Origin of the sequence: Pseudomonas sp. efr-133-TYG-5 (genome assembly GCF_030209175.1) — a bacterium.
In the GTDB taxonomy this organism is placed as follows: Bacteria; Pseudomonadota; Gammaproteobacteria; order Pseudomonadales; family Pseudomonadaceae; genus Aquipseudomonas.
Genome location: NZ_JARVSM010000001.1, coordinates 1,190,006 through 1,209,069, shown reverse-complemented (window position 1 = coordinate 1,209,069; position 19,064 = coordinate 1,190,006). Strand labels below are relative to the sequence as shown.

The window sequence follows — 19,064 nt, the reverse complement described above, 5'->3', positions numbered from 1 at the left end:
TTGCGCCTGGTTACGCCTGCTGCTTGTCGAGCTTCTTCTCGTGCGCCGTGACCTGCTGGCACAACTCGATCATCTGCTCGCGCATCCAGCGGTTGGCCGGGTCCTGGTCGGTGCTTTCGTGCCAGTACAGGTGCGTCTCGACCGGTGGCACATCATTGACCGGCAGGTTGAACGCATGCAGCTCATGGCGGCGGGCGAAGCGCTCGGGCACGGTCATGACCATGTCAGTCTGCTGCAACACCTGCGAGGCCATCAGGTAATGCTGCGAGCGCAGGGCGATCTTGCGCTGAATGCCCATTTTGCCCAGTGCCAGGTCGACATGGCCCAGGCCGCTGCGGCGACTGGAAATATGGATGTGGGTCAGCGACAGGTAATCGTCGAGGGTGAATTTTTCCTTGCCCGCCAGTGGATGGCCCTTGCGCATCGCGCAGACGTAGCGGTCTTCCATGAGTTTGACGTGGCGCACCTGTGGGTCGGTATTGAGCGGTGCGTCGACGGCGAAGTCGAGGCGGCCGGCGGCCAGTTCCTTGGTGGTTTCCCGGCGTTTGGACAGGAAGCTTTCGATGATTACCGTCGGCGCCAGGCGGCGCAGGCGCTGGAACAGCGGCGGCAGGATCACTGCTTCGGTGAGGTCGGTCATGCTGATGCGGTAGGTCTTGACCGCCTGCGACGGGTTGAAAATCCGGCTTTCCTGCACCGACACGCGCAGCAACGACAGGGCGTTGCGCACCGGGCCGATGATGTTCTGCGCCATCGGCGTGGGGACCATACCCTGGGCGGTACGCACGAACAGCGGGTCGTTGAAGGTTTCGCGCAACCGCGCCAGGGCATTGGATACCGCGGGCTGCGTGATGCCGACGATCTGCCCGGCGCGGGTCAGGTTGGCTTCGGTGTAGATCGCGTCGAAGACGATGAAAAGGTTGAGGTCGACCTTGCTCAGATTCATTACGCGGCTCTCTTCTTATAGGGACGGGGCTGACCCGGAAAATCAACCAATCATATATCGGTGATGAATGTTAATACACGCCGAGAATAGGCTAGGTAAATTATCAACGCTGTTCTAGCATCGATTGCATGACTTAAACAACCTCTGCCACAGAAGGTAATTGCTCATGGATTTCGCTTATTCGCCCAAGGTTCAGGAACTGCGTGAGCGCGTGACCGCGTTCATGGACACTTACGTCTACCCGGCCGAAGCCGTGTTCGAGCGCCAGGTCGCCGAAGGCGATCGCTGGCAGCCAACGGCGATCATGGAAGAGCTGAAAAGCAAGGCCAAGGCCGAAGGGTTGTGGAACCTGTTCCTGCCGGAATCGGAACTCGGTGCCGGCCTGACCAACCTCGAATACGCACCGCTGGCGGAAATCATGGGCCGTTCGCTGCTGGGGCCGGAGCCGTTCAACTGCTCGGCGCCGGACACCGGCAACATGGAAGTACTGGTGCGCTACGCCAACGAAGAACAGAAACAGCGCTGGCTCGAACCGCTGCTGCGTGGCGAGATCCGCTCAGCGTTCGCCATGACCGAGCCGGACGTCGCCTCGTCCGACGCGACCAACATGGCCGCCCGCGCCGTGCGCGACGGTGACGAGTGGGTCATCAACGGCAAGAAATGGTGGACCTCCGGCGCCTGCGACCCGCGCTGCAAGATCCTGATCTTCATGGGCCTGAGCAACCCCGACGCGCCACGCCACGCCCAGCACTCGATGATCCTCGTGCCGGTCGACACCCCCGGGGTGAAAATCCTCCGTCCGCTGCCCGTGTTCGGCTACGATGATGCGCCGCACGGTCACGCCGAGGTGCTGTTCGACAACGTGCGGGTGCCGTACGAAAACGTCCTGCTCGGTGAAGGACGCGGCTTCGAAATTGCTCAGGGGCGCCTGGGCCCAGGGCGGATTCACCACTGCATGCGCTCGATCGGCATGGCCGAGCGCGCCCTGGAATTGATGTGCAAGCGTTCTGTCAGCCGCACCGCATTCGGCAAGCCATTGGCGCGCCTGGGCGGTAACGTCGACAAGATTGCCGACTCGCGGATGGAAATCGACATGGCGCGCCTGCTGACCCTGAAAGCGGCGTACATGATGGACACCGTGGGCAACAAAGTGGCCAAGAGCGAAATCGCGCAGATCAAGGTGGTTGCGCCGAATGTGGCGCTGCGCGTGATCGACCGGGCGATCCAGATGCATGGGGGTGCCGGGGTGTCCAACGATTTCCCGCTGGCCTACATGTATGCCATGCAACGCACCCTGCGCCTGGCCGATGGCCCGGACGAAGTGCACCGCGCGGCGATCGGCAAGTTCGAGATCGGCAAGTACGTGCCGAAGGAAATGCTGCGCAGCGAGCGCTGATTCAGCACCTCACCCCGGATCGATCCCACGCAGAGCGTGGGATCGATCGCCCGCCTGACGCCTCGCCGTGGGAGCGATCAGGACACCCGATTCAGTAAACCCAAACCTCGACCCGCCGATTCTTGATCCGGCCTTCATCCCCGCTGTTGGCCGCCACTGGCATCAGCGCGCCAAAGCCGCGCACCTCGCGCAATACCACGCCGTTCTTGACCAATTCCCGGCGTACCGCCATCGCCCGCAGCTTCGACAGTAAATCCGCCCGGGCCGGATCGTCCTTGGCGTCGCCGAAACCCACCAGGGTGACCGCGCGGTCGATCTTGTCGTGGCGCTTCATATAGTCCAATACCCGCGCCAGGTCCTGGCGGGCCTTGTTGTCGAGGCTGGCGCTGCCTTCCTCGAAACGGAAGTTCACCGTCAGACGTTGCGCATGCCGGCTGAGCGATTGATAGCCCTCGGGCATCAGCGGATTCGGTGTTACCGCGATGGCCTGCACGGTCTGCGCGATAAACCCGTTGGCGGCGACAATCGCCTGGCCCTGGCGGCTTTGCGCAAACTCGACCAGCGCTTTGGCCCAGGGGTTTTGGCTGTCGGGCGGCAGATAGAAGAACAGCCGTCGGGACAGCGGGTAGTCCTCGGTGGCGATCAGACTGGTGAGCGGTAGCATGGCCTGGGATTGGCCGTCGATAATCGCCACGGCTCTGGCCTGGCGCACGTAGGGCAGGCCGATGAAGCCGATGGCCTGCGGGTCGGCGCTCACCGCGTCGGACAATTGCTCGCTGGATTCGAAACGTTTCGCCGCGCTGCTCAGGGATTTCCCACGACGGCTGAGGACCAGTTCCTTGAACGTGTCGTAAGTGCCGGATTGGTCATCCCGCGCATACAGATGAATAGTCCCACCGCTGCCGCCGAGTTCTTCCCAGGTTTTAGCCTCGCCGCTGAAGATCCGCGCCAGTTGCTCGGTGTCCAGTTGCGGTAACGGATTGTCCGGATGGAGGATGATCGCCAGGCCGTCGATGGCGATGACTTGCTCGGCCGCGGGGCTCTTCAGGTCGCCGCGGGCTTGCAGGCTCTGCAGTTCGCTGTCCTTGATCGGACGTGACGCGGCGGCGAGATCGGCGCTGGCGGCTTTCAGCGCGGTGAAACCGGTGCTCGAACCATGGGCGGCGATTTCCACCACGACGCGCTTGCCCTGGGCGGTCTGGCCGACGAGCCGTTGTTCGTTGGCAGTGTCGGGGTTTTCGCGATGGATTTTCAGCACGCCTTGTTGCTGCAGCAGGCCTTCGACCAGCGCCGGGCCGAGTGCCGCGCCGATGGTGTTGGAGCCTTGAATGCGCAGGACCGGGCCGTTTTCAGGAAGGGGCAGGGTCGCGGCGGTTGCCGTCAGCCACGCACTCGAGAGAAAAACGCACAGAACACGCAGGATCATGCCGGCACCGAATCAGGCCAAGGGGATTGCCGGGGAGATTAAGTCAGGTGCATGACCGAAAGATGACAGTCGAACAGGCCGCCGCCTGCGTCAATGCCTGCAGTGCGTGCGTCTGCAGGCGCGGGCGGCGAGCTTTTTCATCCTGCAGGGCAATCAGCTCAATTCAAGCCAGATCGGTGCATGGTCGGACGGTTTTTCCATGCCGCGCAGTTCATAGTCCACGCCGGCATCCTTGACCCGTGGCAACAGGCCATGGGAGGCGAGAATCACGTCGATCCGCAGACCGCGCTTGGGCTCGTCCTCGAAACCGCGGCTGCGGTAGTCGAACCAGCTGAACATGTCGGTCACGTCTGGGTTGAGGTGGCGATAGCTGTCGGTCAGGCCCCAGTTTTTCAGGCGCGCCATCCACTCGCGCTCTTCCGGCAGGAAGCTGCATTTGCCGGTTTTCAGCCAGCGCTTCATGTTGTCCGGGCCGATGCCGATGTCGCTGTCTTCCGGGGAAATATTGACGTCGCCCATCACCACCAGCGGTTGTTCATTGTGGAACTGGCTTTCCAGCAGGGCTTGCAGATCGCTGTAGAAACGCTGCTTGGCGGGGAATTTGGTCGGGTGATCGCGGCTTTCGCCCTGCGGGAAATAGCCGTTCATGATGGTCACCGGCACGCCGTTGGCGTCGGCGAAGGTGCCCCAGATGAAGCGGCGCTGGGCGTCTTCTTCGTCGGTGGCGAAACCTTTGTGAATGGCAATCGGCTCGCGTCGCGAAAGCAGGGCGACACCGTAATGGCCTTTCTGCCCGTGGAAATACACGTGATAACCCAGCGCCCGCACTTCTTCGAGCGGGAACTGGTCGTCGTGGACTTTGGTTTCCTGCAGGCCGATGACGTCCGGCTGATGCTTGTCGATCAGCGCCGCCAACTGATGCGGACGGGCGCGCAGTCCGTTGATGTTGAAGGAAACGATCTTCATGGTCGGCAGTCCTGGCAAAAGGGCGATGCTAGCTGACATGTAGGATCTGGGCCAGTGTGGGGTGAGTCGATTCGTTGTGAGCTGTCAGAGATGCGCCGCCAGTGGCGAGGGTCGTGCGGTCGAAGATCGCGGCTTGGTCTATACCTGTGGGGAACTGTGCCAACGCTGAAAGGTTCGTACCAACAAGAGCGCGGTCATGTGAGCCGCGCCTCGGGGAGAATCACCGTCATGCCTGAAACCCAGACCGCCATTGCCGACATTCATATGCTCGACCGCGGTTATTCCCGCGAAGCCCGTTCTCTGTTGTACCAGGCCTACCGACACGAGCCGACCTTCGCCTACCTGTTCGAGGCCGAGCGCCCGGGCTATGAGCAGCGCGTACGCGCGACCGTGCGCGAGCTGGTCAAGCAGCACTTCCTGCAGGATCTGCCGGCCATCGGCCTGCTGGTCAACGACCGGTTGATCGGCATCGCGCTGATCGCGCCGCCGCAACGGCGCCTGGGCGTCACCGAGAGCTGGGCCTGGCGCCTGCGCATGGTGTTGAGCACCGGTTTTCGCTGCACCCGACGCTATCTCGAATATCACGCTGCGGTCGAAGCCTGCGTGCCGACGGATTCGGTGCACATGCTGCCGCTGCTGGGCATTCACCCGCAATTCCAGGGCAAGCATTTCGGCGAACAGTTGCTGCAGGCCGTGCACAACTGGTGCGCGGTGGACGAAAGTTCGCAAGGCGTGGTGCTCGACACCGGCAATCCGCGTTACCTGGAGTTCTACAAACGCCAGGGTTATGAAGAAATCGGTGAGGTGGCGGTCGGGCCGGTGCGCGAGCACGTGTTTTTCCACGCCAATCCGCAAGTGTTACAAACAGCAACGGCTTAGAGGTCGAACTTTACCGGCACCCCAGGCTCTATCACGCTCCCAAGCTCGTGATAGCATCCGCGCCTATGAAGTTTCCAGGAAGATTTACCAGCGGTTTGCTGATGCTGTTCGCCAGCGTCGCAGCGCTGGCGCAAAGTGAATTGGATGTGCGGATCAAACCGTCCAACGATGAACTCAAAGCCAATATAGAGGGCTATATCGGCAGCCTCGGCGATCGTGACGCAGAAGCCTTGCAGCGCTTCAGTCGCGGCGCCGAGGAACAGGCGCGCAAGGCCGCCCAGGCCCTGGGCTATTACCAGCCGCAGATCGACAGCGAAGTGAAGGGCGGGGAAAAGCCGCGCCTGGTGCTGACGATCGAACCCGGCGAGCCGATCCGCTTGCGCAACGTCACGGTGCGCGTCGACGGCCCGGCGGCCTCGCTGAAATCCTTTCGCCTGCCCAAGAGCGACATGCTCAAGCCCGGTGCGGCGCTCAACCATGGTCGCTACGAAGACGCCAAGCGCCTGATCCAGAACCAGGCCTCGCGCTTCGGTTTTTTCAGTGGTCATTTCACCAGCCAGAAGCTGCTGGTCGATCCGCGCGCCGGCGTCGCCGACATTGAACTGATCTACGACAGCGGTCCGCGCTATGCCCTGGGCAAAGTCAGTTTCGAGGGCGACACGCCGTTCGACGAAGACCTGCTGCAACGCATGGTGCCGTTCAAGGCTGGCGAGCCGTATGACTCGGAACTGATCGCCGAACTCAATCAGGCCCTGCAATCGAGCGGTTATTTCGAAGGCGTGCGGGTCGACGCCGCGCCGACGGCGGCGAAGAACGAGGTGATTCCGGTGGCGGTCAAGCTCGACACGCGCAAGCCGCGCACCATGGGCCTGGGCCTCGGCTATTCCACCGACGTCGGCCCGCGGATCAAGGCCAACTGGACCCGCCACTGGGTCAATCCGCAGGGCGACAGCTATGGCTGGGAGGCCGAACTGTCGGCGCCCCGGCAGAACGTCGGGCTGTTCTATGACATCCCGCTCGATCCGCCGCTGACCGACAAACTGCGCTGGGCCGGCGGCTATCAGTACGAAGACATCGACGGTTCCGACACCCTGAGCAAACTGCTGACCTTCGGCCCGGAATGGCACAGCAAGTTGCCCAGCGGCTGGCAGCGGGTGATCTCGCTGAAGTGGCAGCGCGAGGAATACCAACTCGGCGACGACTCCGGCCTGAGTACCTTGCTGATGCCCGGCATCAGTTATTCCTACCTGAAAAGCGACAACCGCATCGATCCGCACCACGGCTATCGCCTGACCTTCGAAAGCAAGGTCGCCAAGGAAGGCCTCGGCTCGGACAACAACCTGCTGTATGGCACGGCGCTGGTCAAAGGGCTGACCACGGTGTTCGACAAGCACCGCTTCCTCGGTCGCGTGCAGGTCGGCGGCAGTGCCACCAACGGTTATGCCTCGGTGCCGCCGTCGCTGCGCTTCTTTGCCGGTGGCGACCAGAGCGTGCGTGGTTACGATTACCAGAGCCTGTCCCCGGAAAACTCCGAAGGCGACCGCATCGGTGGCCGCTACATGATCGCCGGCAGCGTCGAGTATCAATATTCGATTGCCGAGAAGTGGCGAATCGCGACGTTTGTCGACCAGGGCAACTCTTTCAACAAGCTCGAACTGCCGAGCCTCAAGACCGGGGTCGGCATCGGTGTGCGCTGGGTTTCGCCGGTGGGGCCGCTACGGCTCGATCTGGCCCACGCGCTGGACGACGATGGCGGCATCCGGCTGCACTTTTCCATGGGGCCTGAGCTGTGAAGCGTGGTTTGAAAATTTCGGCTCTGGCGCTGCTGTCGCTGGTGCTGCTGATGGTTTTGAGCATCACCGCGGTGCTCGGCACGCAGGCTGGCAGCCGTTGGGTGCTGGGTCTGGTTCCGGGCCTGAGCGTCGAAAACTTTCAGGGCCGCCTCGGTGGGCAATGGAGCGCCGATCATCTGTTGTTGCAGCAGGACACCCGCCGCGTCGAACTGAATCGGGCGATCTTCGCCTGGTCGCCGCTGTGCCTGACGCGCATGACCCTGTGCATCGAGCAGCTCAAGGCCGATACAGTCAGCCTGCAATTGCCGCCGAGCGAGGAAACCCGTGAAAGCGCTCCGATCGCGCTGCCTGATCTGCAATTGCCCGTGGCCATCGAGCTGGGCGACGTGCAGGTCGGCAGCCTGTTGTTCAACGGCAGTGAAGCGTTGAAAGGCCTGCAACTGGCGGCGCACTGGACGGCCAAAGGCATGCAGATCGACAGCGTGAAACTGCAACGCGACGAGTTGAGCCTGAATCTGTCGGGCCTGCTGCAACCGACCGGCAACTGGCCGCTGAACATCAGCGGTGACCTGACCTTGCCGTCGCCCGCTCCCGAGCCGTGGACGCTGGCGCTGAACATCGACGGCGACTTGCTGAAAACCCTCAACCTGCACGCCGACAGCCGTGGCTACCTGGACGGCCAGTTGCGCGGCGAATTGCAACCGCTGGCGGAAAACCTGCCAGCCAAGGTACGCATCACCTCGGACGCGTTCAAACCCAGCGCCGATCTGCCGGATACCCTGCAATTCAATCAACTGGTGTTGACCGGCGAGGGCGATCTGAAGAACGGCTACCAGCTCGACGGCCATGCCACGCTGCCCGCCGACAAAGGCCCGGTGGCGCTGCTGCTCAAGGGTAAGGTCGATGCCAGCGGCGCGCAGATCGCCGGCCTCGACCTCAGTGCCAACGACAAGCAAAGCCTCAAACTCAGCGGCAGCGTCGACTGGAGCAAAGGCCTCTCCGCCCAAGCCACGATCAACTGGCAGGATTTCCCGTGGCATCGGCTCTATAACGAAATCGACGAGCCGCAAGTCGCCTTGCGTACCTTCACTGGCGAAGTCTCCTACACCGATGGTCAATACCTGGGTAACTTTGCCGCCGCCCTGGATGGGCCGGCGGGGGCATTCACCCTGAGCAGCCCGTTCAGCGGCAACCTGCAACAGATCGCCTTGCCGCAGCTGCAGATGCAGGCCGGGCAGGGCCAGGCTGAAGGGCATGTCAACGTGCGGTTCGCCGATGGCATTGCCTGGGACACCGCGCTGGAGCTGTCGGCGCTCAACCCGGCGTACTGGGTCGCGGAGTTGCCGGGCACCCTGGCCGGGCCGTTGAAAAGCCGGGGCGAGATGAAGAACGAGCGCCTGAGCCTCAGCGCCGACCTCGACCTCAAGGGCAAGCTGCGCGGGCAACCGGCAATCCTCCAGGCCAAGGCTGACGGTGCCGGCGAGCAGTGGAACCTCAATGCGCTGCAAATCCGCCTCGGCGACAACAGCATCAGCGGCAAGGGCAGCCTGCAACAGAAGCTTACCGGCCAGATCGACATCAAGTTGGCGCGCCTGGCCCAGCTCTGGCCGCAACTGCGCGGGCAGGTCATGGGTCAGGTCAACGTCGCCGGTACGCTGAAAGCGCCGCAAGGCAAGCTCGGCCTGCAAGGTTCGCAACTGGCGTTCCAGGACAACCGCCTGCAAAGCCTCAACCTGGATGCGACGCTCGACAGTGCGCAACGGGCGAAGATCGACCTCAAGGGCAGCGGCATTCAGGCCGGCGACACCAATCTGGGCGTGTTGACCGCCAGCGCTCAGGGCGACATCAAGCGCCAGCAACTCAACCTCGATCTGCTCGGGCCGAAGCTGAAACTGGCCCTTGGCTTGGACGGCACTCTGGACCAGGGCAACTGGCGCGGCCGTCTGGCCAGCGGCGACATTCAGGCTGGCGGCCAGGACTGGAAATTGCAGAGCCCGGCGAAACTCGAGCGTCTGGCCGACGGCAAGATCAACTTCGGCGCGCATTGCTGGCTGTCCGGCAATGCCAGTCTGTGCGGCGAAGACCAGCGGCTGCTGCCCGAGCCGAAGCTGCGCTATCACCTCAAGCAGTTCCCCATCGAAAGCCTGGCGCAATGGTTGCCCAAGGATTTCGCCTGGCAGGGCCGGCTCAACGCCGACCTGCAACTGGACTTGCCGGCCAGCGGCCCGAACGGCGCGGTCAGCATCGATGCCAGCGGCGGCACCCTGCGCATAAAGGAAAAGCAGCAGTGGCTGGATTTCCCCTACCAGACGCTGAAACTGACCAGCAAGCTGACGCCCAAGCGCGTCGACACCGACCTCAACTTCGTCGGCGGCAAGCTCGGCGAATTGAACGTGCAGGCCCAGCTCAATCCGCTGCCGAAAAACAAACCGCTGAGTGGCTCGTTCCGTTTGAGCGGGCTGGATCTGTCGGTGGCGCGGCCGTTTGTGCCGATGGTGGAAAAACTCACCGGGCGTCTCAACGGCAGCGGCACGATTTCCGGTGGTCTGCTGGCGCCGCTGGTCAACGGCACCGTGCAGTTGAGCAATGGTGAAGTCGCCGGGCCGGAACTGCCGATGGAGCTGCAGGCGCTGCAACTGCAAGCGGTGATCGCCGGGGAAAGCGTGCGCCTGGACGGCGGCTGGAAAAGCGGCCCGAACGGGCAGGGCAGCCTCAACGGCAATATCGCCTGGGGCCAGGCGCTGGTGGTCGATCTGGCGCTCAAGGGCGCGCAGCTGCCGGTCAGCGTCGAGCCGTACGCGAAGCTCGAAGTGGCGCCCGACCTGAAGATCTCCATGGCCGGCGACGAGCTGGCGATTGCCGGCAAGGTGCTGGTGCCCAAGGGCGAAATCACCGTGCGCGAACTGCCGCCATCGACGGTGAAAGTCTCCGATGACACGATCATCGTCGGCCAGCAGACCGAAGAGGGCAAACCGCCGCTGGCGATGAAAATGGACATCGACGTGGTGGTCGGCCAGGACCGACTCGCCTTCAGCGGATTCGGCCTGACCGCCAACGTGCAGGGTCAGGTGCACATTGGCGACAACCTCGACACCCGTGGCGAGCTGTGGCTCAACGACGGCCGCTACCGCGCCTACGGACAGCGCCTGAGCGTGCGCCGGGCGCGCCTGCTGTTCGCCGGGCCGCTCGATCAGCCGTACCTCGATATCGAGGCGATCCGCCAGACCGACGACGTGATTGCCGGTATCCGCCTGAGCGGCAGCGCCGAGCAGCCGACCACGCAGATCTTCTCCGAACCGGCAATGAGCCAGGAGCAGGCGTTGTCCTACCTGGTGCTTGGACGCCCGTTGAGCACCAATGGCGAGGACAACAACATGCTCGCGCAAGCGGCGTTGGGCCTGGGCCTGATGGGCAGTTCCGGCGTGACCAGCAGTCTGGCCAAGGACCTCGGCATCCAGGATTTCCAGCTCGACACCCAGGGCAGCGGCAACACCACCAGTGTGGTCGCCAGCGGCAATATCTCCGAGAAACTCAGCCTGCGTTATGGCGTCGGCGTGTTCGAGCCGGCCAACACCATTGCCTTGCGTTACAAACTGAGCAAGAAGGTCTATGTCGAAGCGGCCAGCGGCGTCGCCAGTTCGCTGGACATCTTCTACAAGCGCGATTTCTAGGCGCGCGTCCCCCTGACCGGATCGTCGCGCGGCGATCCGGTCTGTGCAGAATGTATTAGACTCAGCGCAGCCTGAGCGCTGCGCGGTTTGCGGCTGCCCGAAGAGAACAGGGACGCCTATGGTCCGCTTGAGTATGGTCCTGCTCGGTAGTGATTTTGTCCGCCAACGTTGGTCGGCGCTGGCGCTGACGGGCGTTGTCTGGGGCGCGGCGGGCGTGGCCATCTTCATCGATGCGCTGGATGGCGTGCTGTATTTCCCGTTGCATGTGTTCGGCTATCTGCTGTTGCTCGAAGCCCTGATCATTCTGCTGGTGCCGGCACCGCACACTGGCACCGCCGCGGTCCTGCGCAAGGCGCGAGGCCTGGCGTTTCTGGTGCTGGGCCTGCTGATCGTCGACAGGCAACATGCCGCCAGCCTGATTCTGGCGCTGCTGTTTGGCGGGGCGTTTCTGCTCGATGGCGTGTTTCGACTGGCGGCCGCCGGGGTGGTGCGCTTTGTCGGTTGGCGCCTGTCCGTGCTCACCGGGTTGTTTGAAATCGGCTTTGGCCTGTTCATCTTCGAACCGTATCCGACGCTGTACAAGGGCACGGTGCCGTTCTGTATCGGCATGAGCCTGTTTCTTTCGGGTTGCGCCTTGTTGCGACAAGCCGTGCGCTTCAAACGCCAGCCAGCACAGACAAGCCCAGTTGCGGTCAATACGCCGGCCAGCGGCGACGCCTTGGTGATTCACGTCTGGACTCCCAGCGGCACCGTGGATGACACCCTAGTGCGCAATCGGCTGCTCAACCGCTACATCGCGGCAGTCGATATCAACGGCGTGATCTCCGCCGGCCATGCGGCGCTGGAATGTGGCCCGGACATTTACATCAGCCATTACCCGCAGGATGACATCGATCGTTCGGCGGGAGATTTCGTGCGCTTGCTGCGGGCGACGCCGAACAACGATGTCGCCGGCAGGTTCCTGCCTGACTATGCGGGGGAGGTGGCCGACTGGTGCCCGTCTTCGGTTCAGGTCAGTTTTGCCCACTACGACGCCCGGCGGTTGCAGGCGTTCTGGGCTGAGTATCGACAGAACAGCACGTACAACCTCACCAGCCGCAACTGCTCGAGTGCCGTCGCCCATAGCCTCGAAGCGGCCCTTGAAGGGGCGATGAATCGTGGACATTCGAGCATGCTCGACTTCGCCCGAGTCATTTTCAGCCCCGAGTTCTGGGTGGCCGCGCAGGTGCGCAAGCGCGCCGAGGTGATGGCCTGGACGCCGGGGCTGGTGCTCGATTACGCACGGGCGCTGCATGCTGCAATCGAGCCCGCGCCACCGGGCTGGCACAGCATTTATGCCGTGACCAGGCGTGCCTGTGGCTATGCAGTCACCGCCTTGCGCGGGCGCGAAGTGCATCCCCTCCAGCCGCCGGCGGCTGCCCAGCCTTCCGACGACGCCTGACACCTTTAAACCGAGTTGTCCCAATCGCTGGCAAGCCAGCTCCCATAGTGTCCGTGCTGCACTCAAAATTCACGTACACCGCAGAAACCTGTGGGAGCTGGCTTGCCAGCGAAAGCGTCCGCCTGTCTGTTACAAAACCCAGTCCACTGGTCAACTAATTACCAAGCTCCCTAACTATTCCGTTGACATTCGCTGCCTAGGCAGTAACATCTCGACATACATTCACTGCCTAGGCAGTTATTAGGTGAGCAAATGAAGCATTTCACCCCCGACGAATTCCAGCATTGCCATCTCGGCCTGTTGCTTGGCCGCGCCGCGCTGCTCAAGGACCGGATCATCGACACCCACATGGAACCCCACGGCATCACTGCCGCGCAGTTCAAGGTGTTGATCATCATGGCCCAGTTCGGCGTCGACACCCCGGCCGAGCTCTGCCGGCACCTGTCGCTGGACAGCGGTTCGATGACGCGCATGCTCGATCGTCTGGAACAGAAAGGCTTCCTGGTTCGCCAGCGCAGCGCAGGCGACCGACGCCAGGTGCAATTGAAACTGACCGAGCAAGGCCAGCAACTGGCCGATCGCCTGCCGCACATCGGTGCCGACGCGATGAATGAACTGGCCGGCGCCGTCACCCCGGACGAGTTGAAAACCCTGGAATACATCCTCAAGAAAATTTTGCTGGCGGCCGGTGACCCGATCACCCTCCAGCGCTTAGGTGAACACAATGAGCGGTAAAACCTTGCGCAGCAGCCTGACCCTGGTGCTTTCGGCGATGATCCTCGCTGGTTGCGCCAACTACAGCGGCCTCGACACCCAGGGCCAGAACCTGGATGCCAAGACCCTGAAGACCGGGCAATCCCTCAACGGCGTGACCCTGTCAGCGGCCGCGTGGCCAAAAAGCGACTGGTGGACCAGCCTCGGCGATCCGCAGCTCGACGGCCTGATCCGCGAAGCCCTGCACGACAACCCGGACATGCAGATCGCTGCAGCCCGCGCCCATCAGGCCAGTGCCGCCGCCTACGCCGCCGATGCCGAACGCTATCCGACCCTCGACGCCAGCGCCGGCATCAGCCGTTCGCGCCTGGCCAAGGATCAGGATCCGCGCGGGCAGGGCGATGCCTACGCCACCGTGCGTAACGTCAGCGCCGGTTTCAATTACAACTTCGACCTGTGGGGCGGTCAGCGTGACGCCTGGGAAGCCGCGCTTGGCGAAGCCCGCGCCGCGGAAGTCGACCGCCAGGCCGCGCAACTGACCCTCGCCGCTGACGTGGCCCGGGCCTACAGCGACCTCGGCCAGGCCCATATCATTTATGACCTGGCCAGCGAAGACCTCAAGCGCACCCGGCAGATGCTCGACCTGAGTCAGCGCCGACTGGGCGCCGGCATCGACAGTCAGTATCAGTTCCAGCAGACGCAAAGCCTGGAAGCCAGCTCCGAAGCCAGCCTGATCGACGCCGAAAAACGCCTGAACAGCGCGAAAATCGCCCTGGCCGTGCTGCTGGGCAAAGGCCCGGACCGCGGCAGCGAAATCGCCCGGCCGAAAGTCCTGCAGGCCAGCGCCGTGGCGCTGCCATCGGTGCTGCCGGCAGAACTGCTCGGGCGGCGTCCGGATCTGGTCGCCGCGCGCTGGCGCGTCGAGGCAGCGAGCAAGAACATTGCGGCAGCCAAGACCCAGTTCTATCCGAACCTGAACCTGTCGGCAGCGGCCGGTGCCGAATCCTTGCTGGGTGACGCGATGTTCGGTTCGGCCAGTCGCTTCTTCAATATCGCCCCGACCCTTTCGGTGCCGATTTTCGATGGCGGACGCCTGCGCGCCAACCTCGACTCGCGCGACGCCGATTACGACCTGGCGGTGGCGCAGTACAACAAGAACCTGGTCAAAGCCCTTGGGGATGTCAGCGACACCATCAACCAGTTGCGTGACATCGGCCGCCAGATCGGCGCCCAGCAGCACGCGACCGAGATCGCCCAGGACTCCTACAACACCGTCGTCCAGCGCTACGGCTCCGGTATCGGCAACTACCTGGACGTGCTCAGCATCGAGCAGCAATTGCTGCAGGCCCAGCGTCAGCTGGCCAACCTCAATGCCGAGCAGATCGACCTGTCGATTCAACTGATGCAAGCGCTCGGTGGCGGCTACCAGGGTGAAACCCTGACCGCAGCCAACGCCACTCCAGCCACCGCGCACAACTAATTCAAGGTATTTGTCATGGCCACTGCCGAACACACTCAACCTCAAGACAACACACCCGACACCGGCAATCCGCGCAAACGCAAACTGATGCTGCTGGTGCTGGCCGTGGTGGTGCTCCTCGCCGGTGCCGGCGTCTGGGCCTATCACGAATTCATCGGACGCTGGAACGAAAGCACCGACGACGCCTACGTCAACGGCAACGTGGTCGAGATCACGCCGCTGGTGACCGGCACCGTGGTCAGCATCGGCGCCGATGATGGCGATCTGGTCCACGAAGGCCAGGTGCTGGTCAACTTCGACCCCAACGACGCCGAAGTCGGCCTGCAAAGTGCCCAGGCGAAACTGGCGCGCACCGTGCGTCAAGTGCGCGGCCTGTACAGCAACGTCGATGGCATGAAAGCCCAGGTCAATGCGCAACAGGCTGAAGTGCAGAAAGCTCAGGACAACTACAACCGCCGGAAAAACCTCGCCGCCGGCGGGGCGATTTCCCAGGAAGAGCTGTCCCACGCCCGCGACGACCTGACCTCGGCGCAAAACGCCCTGGCCAATGCCAAGCAGCAACTGAAAACCACCAGTGCGCTGGTCGATGACACTGTGGTTTCGTCGCACCCTGACGTGATGTCGGCCGCTGCCGATCTGCGCCAGGCCTACCTGACCAACGCCCGTAGCACCCTGATCGCGCCGGTTACCGGTTACGTCGCCAAACGCACCGTGCAACTCGGCCAGCGCGTGCAGCCGGGCACCGCGCTGATGGCGGTGATCCCGCTGGATCAGCTGTGGATCGATGCCAACTTCAAGGAAACCCAGTTGCGTGACATGCGCATCGGTCAACCGGTGGACATCGAGTCCGACATCTACGGCAGCGATGTCAAATTCAGCGGCACCGTCGACAGCCTCGGCGCCGGTACCGGCAGCGCGTTTGCCCTGTTGCCGGCGCAGAACGCCACCGGTAACTGGATCAAGATCGTCCAGCGGGTGCCGGTGCGGATTCACATCAATGCCGAAGAACTGGCCAAGCATCCGCTGCGCGTCGGTCTGTCGACCAACGTCGAGGTCAATCTGCATGACCAGAGCGGCCCGGTCCTGGCCCAGCAGCCGCCGCAACAGGCCTCGTTCAGCACCAACGTCTACGACCGCCAACTGGCCGAAGCCGACGCGATGATCGCCCAGTTGATCCATGACAACAGCGCTGCGGTCAGCAAGACCGCGCAACGCTGAATCGAGACTTTGGCACGACCCCTTGTGGGAGCGAGCCTGCTCGCGAAAGCGGAGTGTCATTCGCCGTTGATTTGTCTGGTACACCGCCTTCGCGAGCAAGCTCGCTCCCACAGGGGTGGCGGTGTTCATCAGCACGCGGCGCCAACCTGGTTTCATAGGATTCGCGATGAGCAATAACGCTTCTTTCACGCCGCCCAGCCTGTTGCTCAGCACCATCGGCCTGTCGCTGGCGACCTTCATGCAGGTGCTCGACACCACCATCGCCAACGTGGCGCTGCCGACGATTTCCGGCAACCTGGGCGTCAGTTCGGAGCAGGGCACCTGGGTCATCACCTCGTTTGCCGTGAGCAACGCCATCGCGCTGCCGCTCACCGGCTGGCTGAGCCGGCGCTTTGGCGAGGTAAAGCTGTTTCTCTGGGCCACCATGCTGTTCGTGCTGGCCTCGTTCCTCTGCGGCATCTCCACCTCGATGCCGGAACTGATCGGTTTCCGCGTGCTGCAAGGCCTGGTGGCCGGGCCGCTGTACCCGATGACCCAGACCCTGCTGATCGCGGTCTATCCCCCCGCCAGGCGCGGCATGGCCCTGGCGTTGCTGGCGATGGTCACGGTGGTGGCACCGATTGCCGGGCCGATTCTCGGCGGCTGGATTACCGACAGCTACAGCTGGCCGTGGATCTTCTTCATCAACGTCCCGATCGGCATCTTTGCGGTGATGGTGGTGCGTTCGCAACTGGCCAAGCGGCCGGTGGTCACCAGCCGGCAACCGATGGACTATGTCGGGCTGATCACGCTGATCATCGGCGTCGGTGCGTTGCAGGTGATCCTCGACAAGGGCAATGACCTGGACTGGTTCGAATCGAACTTCATCATCATCGGCGCGGCGATTTCGCTGATCGCGCTGGCGGTGTTCATCATCTGGGAAATGACCGACCAGCACCCGGTGGTCAACCTGCGCCTGTTCGCCTATCGCAATTTCCGCATCGGCACCCTGGTGCTGGTGCTCGGCTACGCCGGGTTCTTCGGCATCAACCTGATCCTGCCGCAGTGGTTGCAGACGCAGATGGGCTACACCGCGACCTGGGCCGGGCTGGCCGTGGCGCCGATCGGCATTTTGCCGGTGCTGCTGTCGCCGTTTGTCGGCAAATATGCGCACAAGTTCGACCTGCGCCTGCTGGCCGGGCTGGCGTTCCTGGCGATCGGCCTGAGCTGCTTCATGCGCGCCGAGTTCACCAACGAGGTGGACTTCCAGCACATCGCCCTGGTGCAGCTGTTCATGGGCATCGGCGTCGCGCTGTTCTTCATGCCGACCCTGAGCATCCTGATGTCCGACCTGCCGCCGAGCCAGATTGCCGATGGTGCGGGCCTGGCTACCTTCCTGCGGACGTTGGGCGGCAGCTTCGCGGCGTCGCTGACCACGTGGATCTGGATTCGCCGGGCGGATCAGCATCACGCCTACATGAGCGAGAGCATCAGCACCTTCGAGCCAGCGACGCGCGAGACCTTGCATTCGCTGGGTGGTGCGAGCCAATCGGCCTATGCGCAGATGGATCAGATCCTCACCAGTCAGGCGTACATGCTCTCCACCGTGGATTACTTCACGCTGCTGGGCTGGGGCTTCATGGGCTTGATTCTGATTGTGTGGCTGGCCAAGCCGCCGTTTGCGGCGAAGGCAGGTCCGGCCGCAAGCGGTCACTAAGGCATTACGTGGGCAAAAAATGTGGGAGCGAGCCTGCTCGCGAATGCGGTACGTCAGTCAGCACTGAGCTGTCCGATTCACCGCTTTCGCGAGCAGGCTCGCTCCCACATTGGGTTTTGTGTTGTGTCAGTTGGCAGGGGCGGGCAGTGCTGGCGGCGGGGCAAAGTCGAACGGCGCCAGGGCAAACCCGCTCTCATCCACCTGCAACGCCCAGCCCTGACGATCCCAATCGCCCAATACAATCCGTTTTGCCGCCTGATCGCCGATCTGCAACTTGTGGATCGCCGGCCGGTGGGTGTGGCCGTGTACCAGGGTTTTCACCCCGTACGCCTGCATGATCCGCGGAATTTCCTCCGGCGTGACATCGACGATGTCATTGGCCTTCATCCGCGTCTGCGCGCGACTTTCGCTGCGCAGCTTGCGCGCAAGCTTGTGGCGGGTGCGCAATGGCAGGTGACGCAGGATGAACAGGGTGAGCGGGTTGCGCAGGTAGCGGCGCAGCTTCATATAGGCTTCATCGCGGGTGCACAGGCTGTCGCCGTGCATCAGCAGCACCGGTTCACCGTTGAATTGCACGACACTCGGGTCTTTCAGCAGGGTGCAGCCGGCCTGTTTGCAGAAGGCCTGGCCGAGCAGGAAGTCGCGATTGCCGTGCATCAGGAATATCGCCGTGCCGCTGTCGCTGAGTTCGCGCAGGGCCTGGCAGATGGAACGCTGGAAGGGGGTCATGGCATCGTCGCCAATCCACGCTTCGAAAAAGTCGCCGAGAATGTACAGCGCACTCGCCGAGCGGGCGCGTCCGGCGAGCAAATCCAGAAACGCCCGGGTGATGTCCGGGCGCTCCTCTTCCAGATGCAAGTCTGAAATCAGCAATATCACGCTTCGATGATCTCGGCTTTCTCGATGATCACGTCGTCGCTTGGTACGTCCTGGTGGCCAGCCTTGGAACCGGTGGCGACTTTCTTGATGCTGTCGACAACGTCGGTGCCCTGGGTCACTTTACCGAACACCGCGTAGCCCCAGCCCTGCACGTTCTTGCCGCTGTGGTTGAGGAAGGTGTTGTCGGCGACGTTGATGAAGAACTGCGCCGAAGCCGAATGCGGCTCCATGGTGCGGGCCATGGCGATGGTGTACTTGTCGTTGGAAAGGCCGTTGTCCGCTTCGTTCTGGATGCTTGGACGCTTGTCTTTCTTTTCCTTCATGCCTGGCTCGAAACCGCCGCCCTGGATCATGAAGTTGCCGATGACGCGGTGGAATACGGTGTTTTCGTAGTGACCGGCTTTGACGTACTCGATGAAGTTGGCCACGGTGATCGGGGCCTTCTCGGCGTTCAGTTCGATGACGATGTCGCCATGGTTGGTGGTCAGTTTGACTTGAGTCATGATCGCTACTCTTTATAAGGAATTCGTGGTCTTGGAGCGCCAGGCCCCGCAACCGG

General features: G+C 62.9%; 14 protein-coding genes. 9 read left to right on the top strand and 5 right to left on the bottom strand.

What is annotated here, in order from left to right:
• Positions 1 to 10 precede the first annotated feature (10 nt).
• Entirely contained in the window at positions 11 to 946 is a 936-nt protein-coding gene (locus tag QRN70_RS05450) for a LysR family transcriptional regulator (RefSeq protein ID WP_285416180.1), read from the bottom strand.
• Positions 947 to 1,112: 166 nt separating this feature from the next.
• On the opposite strand from QRN70_RS05450, the gene QRN70_RS05445 reads away from it, so the two are divergent.
• Positions 1,113 to 2,342: an acyl-CoA dehydrogenase gene (locus QRN70_RS05445; protein WP_285416178.1), complete on the top strand. Its 1,230-nt coding sequence runs from the start codon at positions 1,113 to 1,115 to the stop codon at positions 2,340 to 2,342.
• A 91-nt stretch (positions 2,343 to 2,433) separates the two neighbouring features.
• On the opposite strand, the gene QRN70_RS05440 is transcribed toward QRN70_RS05445, so the two are convergent.
• Positions 2,434 to 3,768: a substrate-binding domain-containing protein gene (locus tag QRN70_RS05440; protein WP_285416177.1), complete on the bottom strand. Its 1,335-nt coding sequence runs from the start codon at positions 3,766 to 3,768 to the stop codon at positions 2,434 to 2,436.
• Positions 3,769 to 3,921: 153 nt separating this feature from the next.
• Positions 3,922 to 4,734: an exodeoxyribonuclease III gene (gene xthA, locus QRN70_RS05435; RefSeq protein ID WP_285416175.1), complete on the bottom strand. Its 813-nt coding sequence runs from the start codon at positions 4,732 to 4,734 to the stop codon at positions 3,922 to 3,924.
• Between the two features lie 228 nt (positions 4,735 to 4,962).
• Between xthA and QRN70_RS05430 the strand changes: the two genes are divergently transcribed.
• The 8 genes from QRN70_RS05430 to QRN70_RS05395 all read left to right on the top strand — a co-directional run bounded on the left by QRN70_RS05430 (position 4,963) and on the right by QRN70_RS05395 (position 17,626).
• Positions 4,963 to 5,613 (top strand): GNAT family N-acetyltransferase, encoded by a 651-nt coding sequence (locus QRN70_RS05430; RefSeq protein WP_285416174.1) that lies wholly within the window; start codon positions 4,963 to 4,965, stop codon positions 5,611 to 5,613.
• A gap of 65 nt (positions 5,614 to 5,678) precedes the next feature.
• Entirely contained in the window at positions 5,679 to 7,406 is a 1,728-nt protein-coding gene (locus QRN70_RS05425; protein ID WP_285416172.1) for an autotransporter assembly complex protein TamA, read from the top strand.
• Positions 7,403 to 11,077: a translocation/assembly module TamB domain-containing protein gene (locus QRN70_RS05420; protein ID WP_285416170.1), complete on the top strand. Its 3,675-nt coding sequence runs from the start codon at positions 7,403 to 7,405 to the stop codon at positions 11,075 to 11,077. Before QRN70_RS05425 ends, QRN70_RS05420 begins: the two co-directional genes overlap by 4 nt.
• A 118-nt stretch (positions 11,078 to 11,195) precedes the next feature.
• A complete protein-coding gene (locus QRN70_RS05415) occupies positions 11,196 to 12,518 on the top strand; it encodes an HdeD family acid-resistance protein (RefSeq protein ID WP_285416169.1) in 1,323 nt (440 codons plus the stop codon).
• Positions 12,519 to 12,770: 252 nt separating this feature from the next.
• Positions 12,771 to 13,253, top strand: coding sequence for a MarR family winged helix-turn-helix transcriptional regulator (locus QRN70_RS05410; RefSeq protein WP_285416168.1), 483 nt, complete (start codon positions 12,771 to 12,773; stop codon positions 13,251 to 13,253).
• Positions 13,243 to 14,712: an efflux transporter outer membrane subunit gene (locus tag QRN70_RS05405; RefSeq protein ID WP_285416167.1), complete on the top strand. Its 1,470-nt coding sequence runs from the start codon at positions 13,243 to 13,245 to the stop codon at positions 14,710 to 14,712. Before QRN70_RS05410 ends, QRN70_RS05405 begins: the two co-directional genes overlap by 11 nt.
• 15 nt (positions 14,713 to 14,727) lie before the next feature.
• The gene (locus tag QRN70_RS05400) at positions 14,728 to 15,930 is read left to right on the top strand and encodes an HlyD family secretion protein (protein WP_285416166.1); all 1,203 of its coding nucleotides are present in this window, start codon (positions 14,728 to 14,730) and stop codon (positions 15,928 to 15,930) included.
• A gap of 166 nt (positions 15,931 to 16,096) precedes the next feature.
• Positions 16,097 to 17,626, top strand: a complete 1,530-nt coding sequence (locus tag QRN70_RS05395) for a DHA2 family efflux MFS transporter permease subunit (RefSeq protein WP_285416165.1) — start codon at positions 16,097 to 16,099, stop codon at positions 17,624 to 17,626.
• 126 nt (positions 17,627 to 17,752) lie between these two features.
• Here QRN70_RS05395 and lpxH read toward each other — a convergent pair whose 3' ends face one another.
• Both lpxH and QRN70_RS05385 read right to left on the bottom strand, forming a co-directional pair.
• Positions 17,753 to 18,505 (bottom strand): UDP-2,3-diacylglucosamine diphosphatase, encoded by a 753-nt coding sequence (gene lpxH / locus QRN70_RS05390; RefSeq protein WP_285416164.1) that lies wholly within the window; start codon positions 18,503 to 18,505, stop codon positions 17,753 to 17,755.
• Complete coding sequence (locus QRN70_RS05385) at positions 18,502 to 19,008, bottom strand: peptidylprolyl isomerase (RefSeq protein WP_285416163.1); 507 nt, start codon at positions 19,006 to 19,008, stop codon at positions 18,502 to 18,504. Before QRN70_RS05385 ends, lpxH begins: the two co-directional genes overlap by 4 nt.
• Positions 19,009 to 19,064 lie beyond the last annotated feature (56 nt).

Coding starts and splice junctions, on each gene's coding strand:
- xthA (WP_285416175.1), bottom strand. CDS start 4,734: ATGAAGATCGTTTCCTTCAACATCAACGGACTGCGCGCCCGTCCGCAT.
- QRN70_RS05410 (WP_285416168.1), top strand. CDS start 12,771: ATGAAGCATTTCACCCCCGACGAATTCCAGCATTGCCATCTCGGCCTG.
- QRN70_RS05415 (WP_285416169.1), top strand. CDS start 11,196: ATGGTCCGCTTGAGTATGGTCCTGCTCGGTAGTGATTTTGTCCGCCAA.
- QRN70_RS05450 (WP_285416180.1), bottom strand. CDS start 946: ATGAATCTGAGCAAGGTCGACCTCAACCTTTTCATCGTCTTCGACGCG.
- QRN70_RS05385 (WP_285416163.1), bottom strand. CDS start 19,008: ATGACTCAAGTCAAACTGACCACCAACCATGGCGACATCGTCATCGAA.
- QRN70_RS05405 (WP_285416167.1), top strand. CDS start 13,243: ATGAGCGGTAAAACCTTGCGCAGCAGCCTGACCCTGGTGCTTTCGGCG.
- QRN70_RS05395 (WP_285416165.1), top strand. CDS start 16,097: ATGAGCAATAACGCTTCTTTCACGCCGCCCAGCCTGTTGCTCAGCACC.
- QRN70_RS05400 (WP_285416166.1), top strand. CDS start 14,728: ATGGCCACTGCCGAACACACTCAACCTCAAGACAACACACCCGACACC.
- QRN70_RS05430 (WP_285416174.1), top strand. CDS start 4,963: ATGCCTGAAACCCAGACCGCCATTGCCGACATTCATATGCTCGACCGC.
- QRN70_RS05445 (WP_285416178.1), top strand. CDS start 1,113: ATGGATTTCGCTTATTCGCCCAAGGTTCAGGAACTGCGTGAGCGCGTG.
- QRN70_RS05440 (WP_285416177.1), bottom strand. CDS start 3,768: ATGATCCTGCGTGTTCTGTGCGTTTTTCTCTCGAGTGCGTGGCTGACG.
- QRN70_RS05425 (WP_285416172.1), top strand. CDS start 5,679: ATGAAGTTTCCAGGAAGATTTACCAGCGGTTTGCTGATGCTGTTCGCC.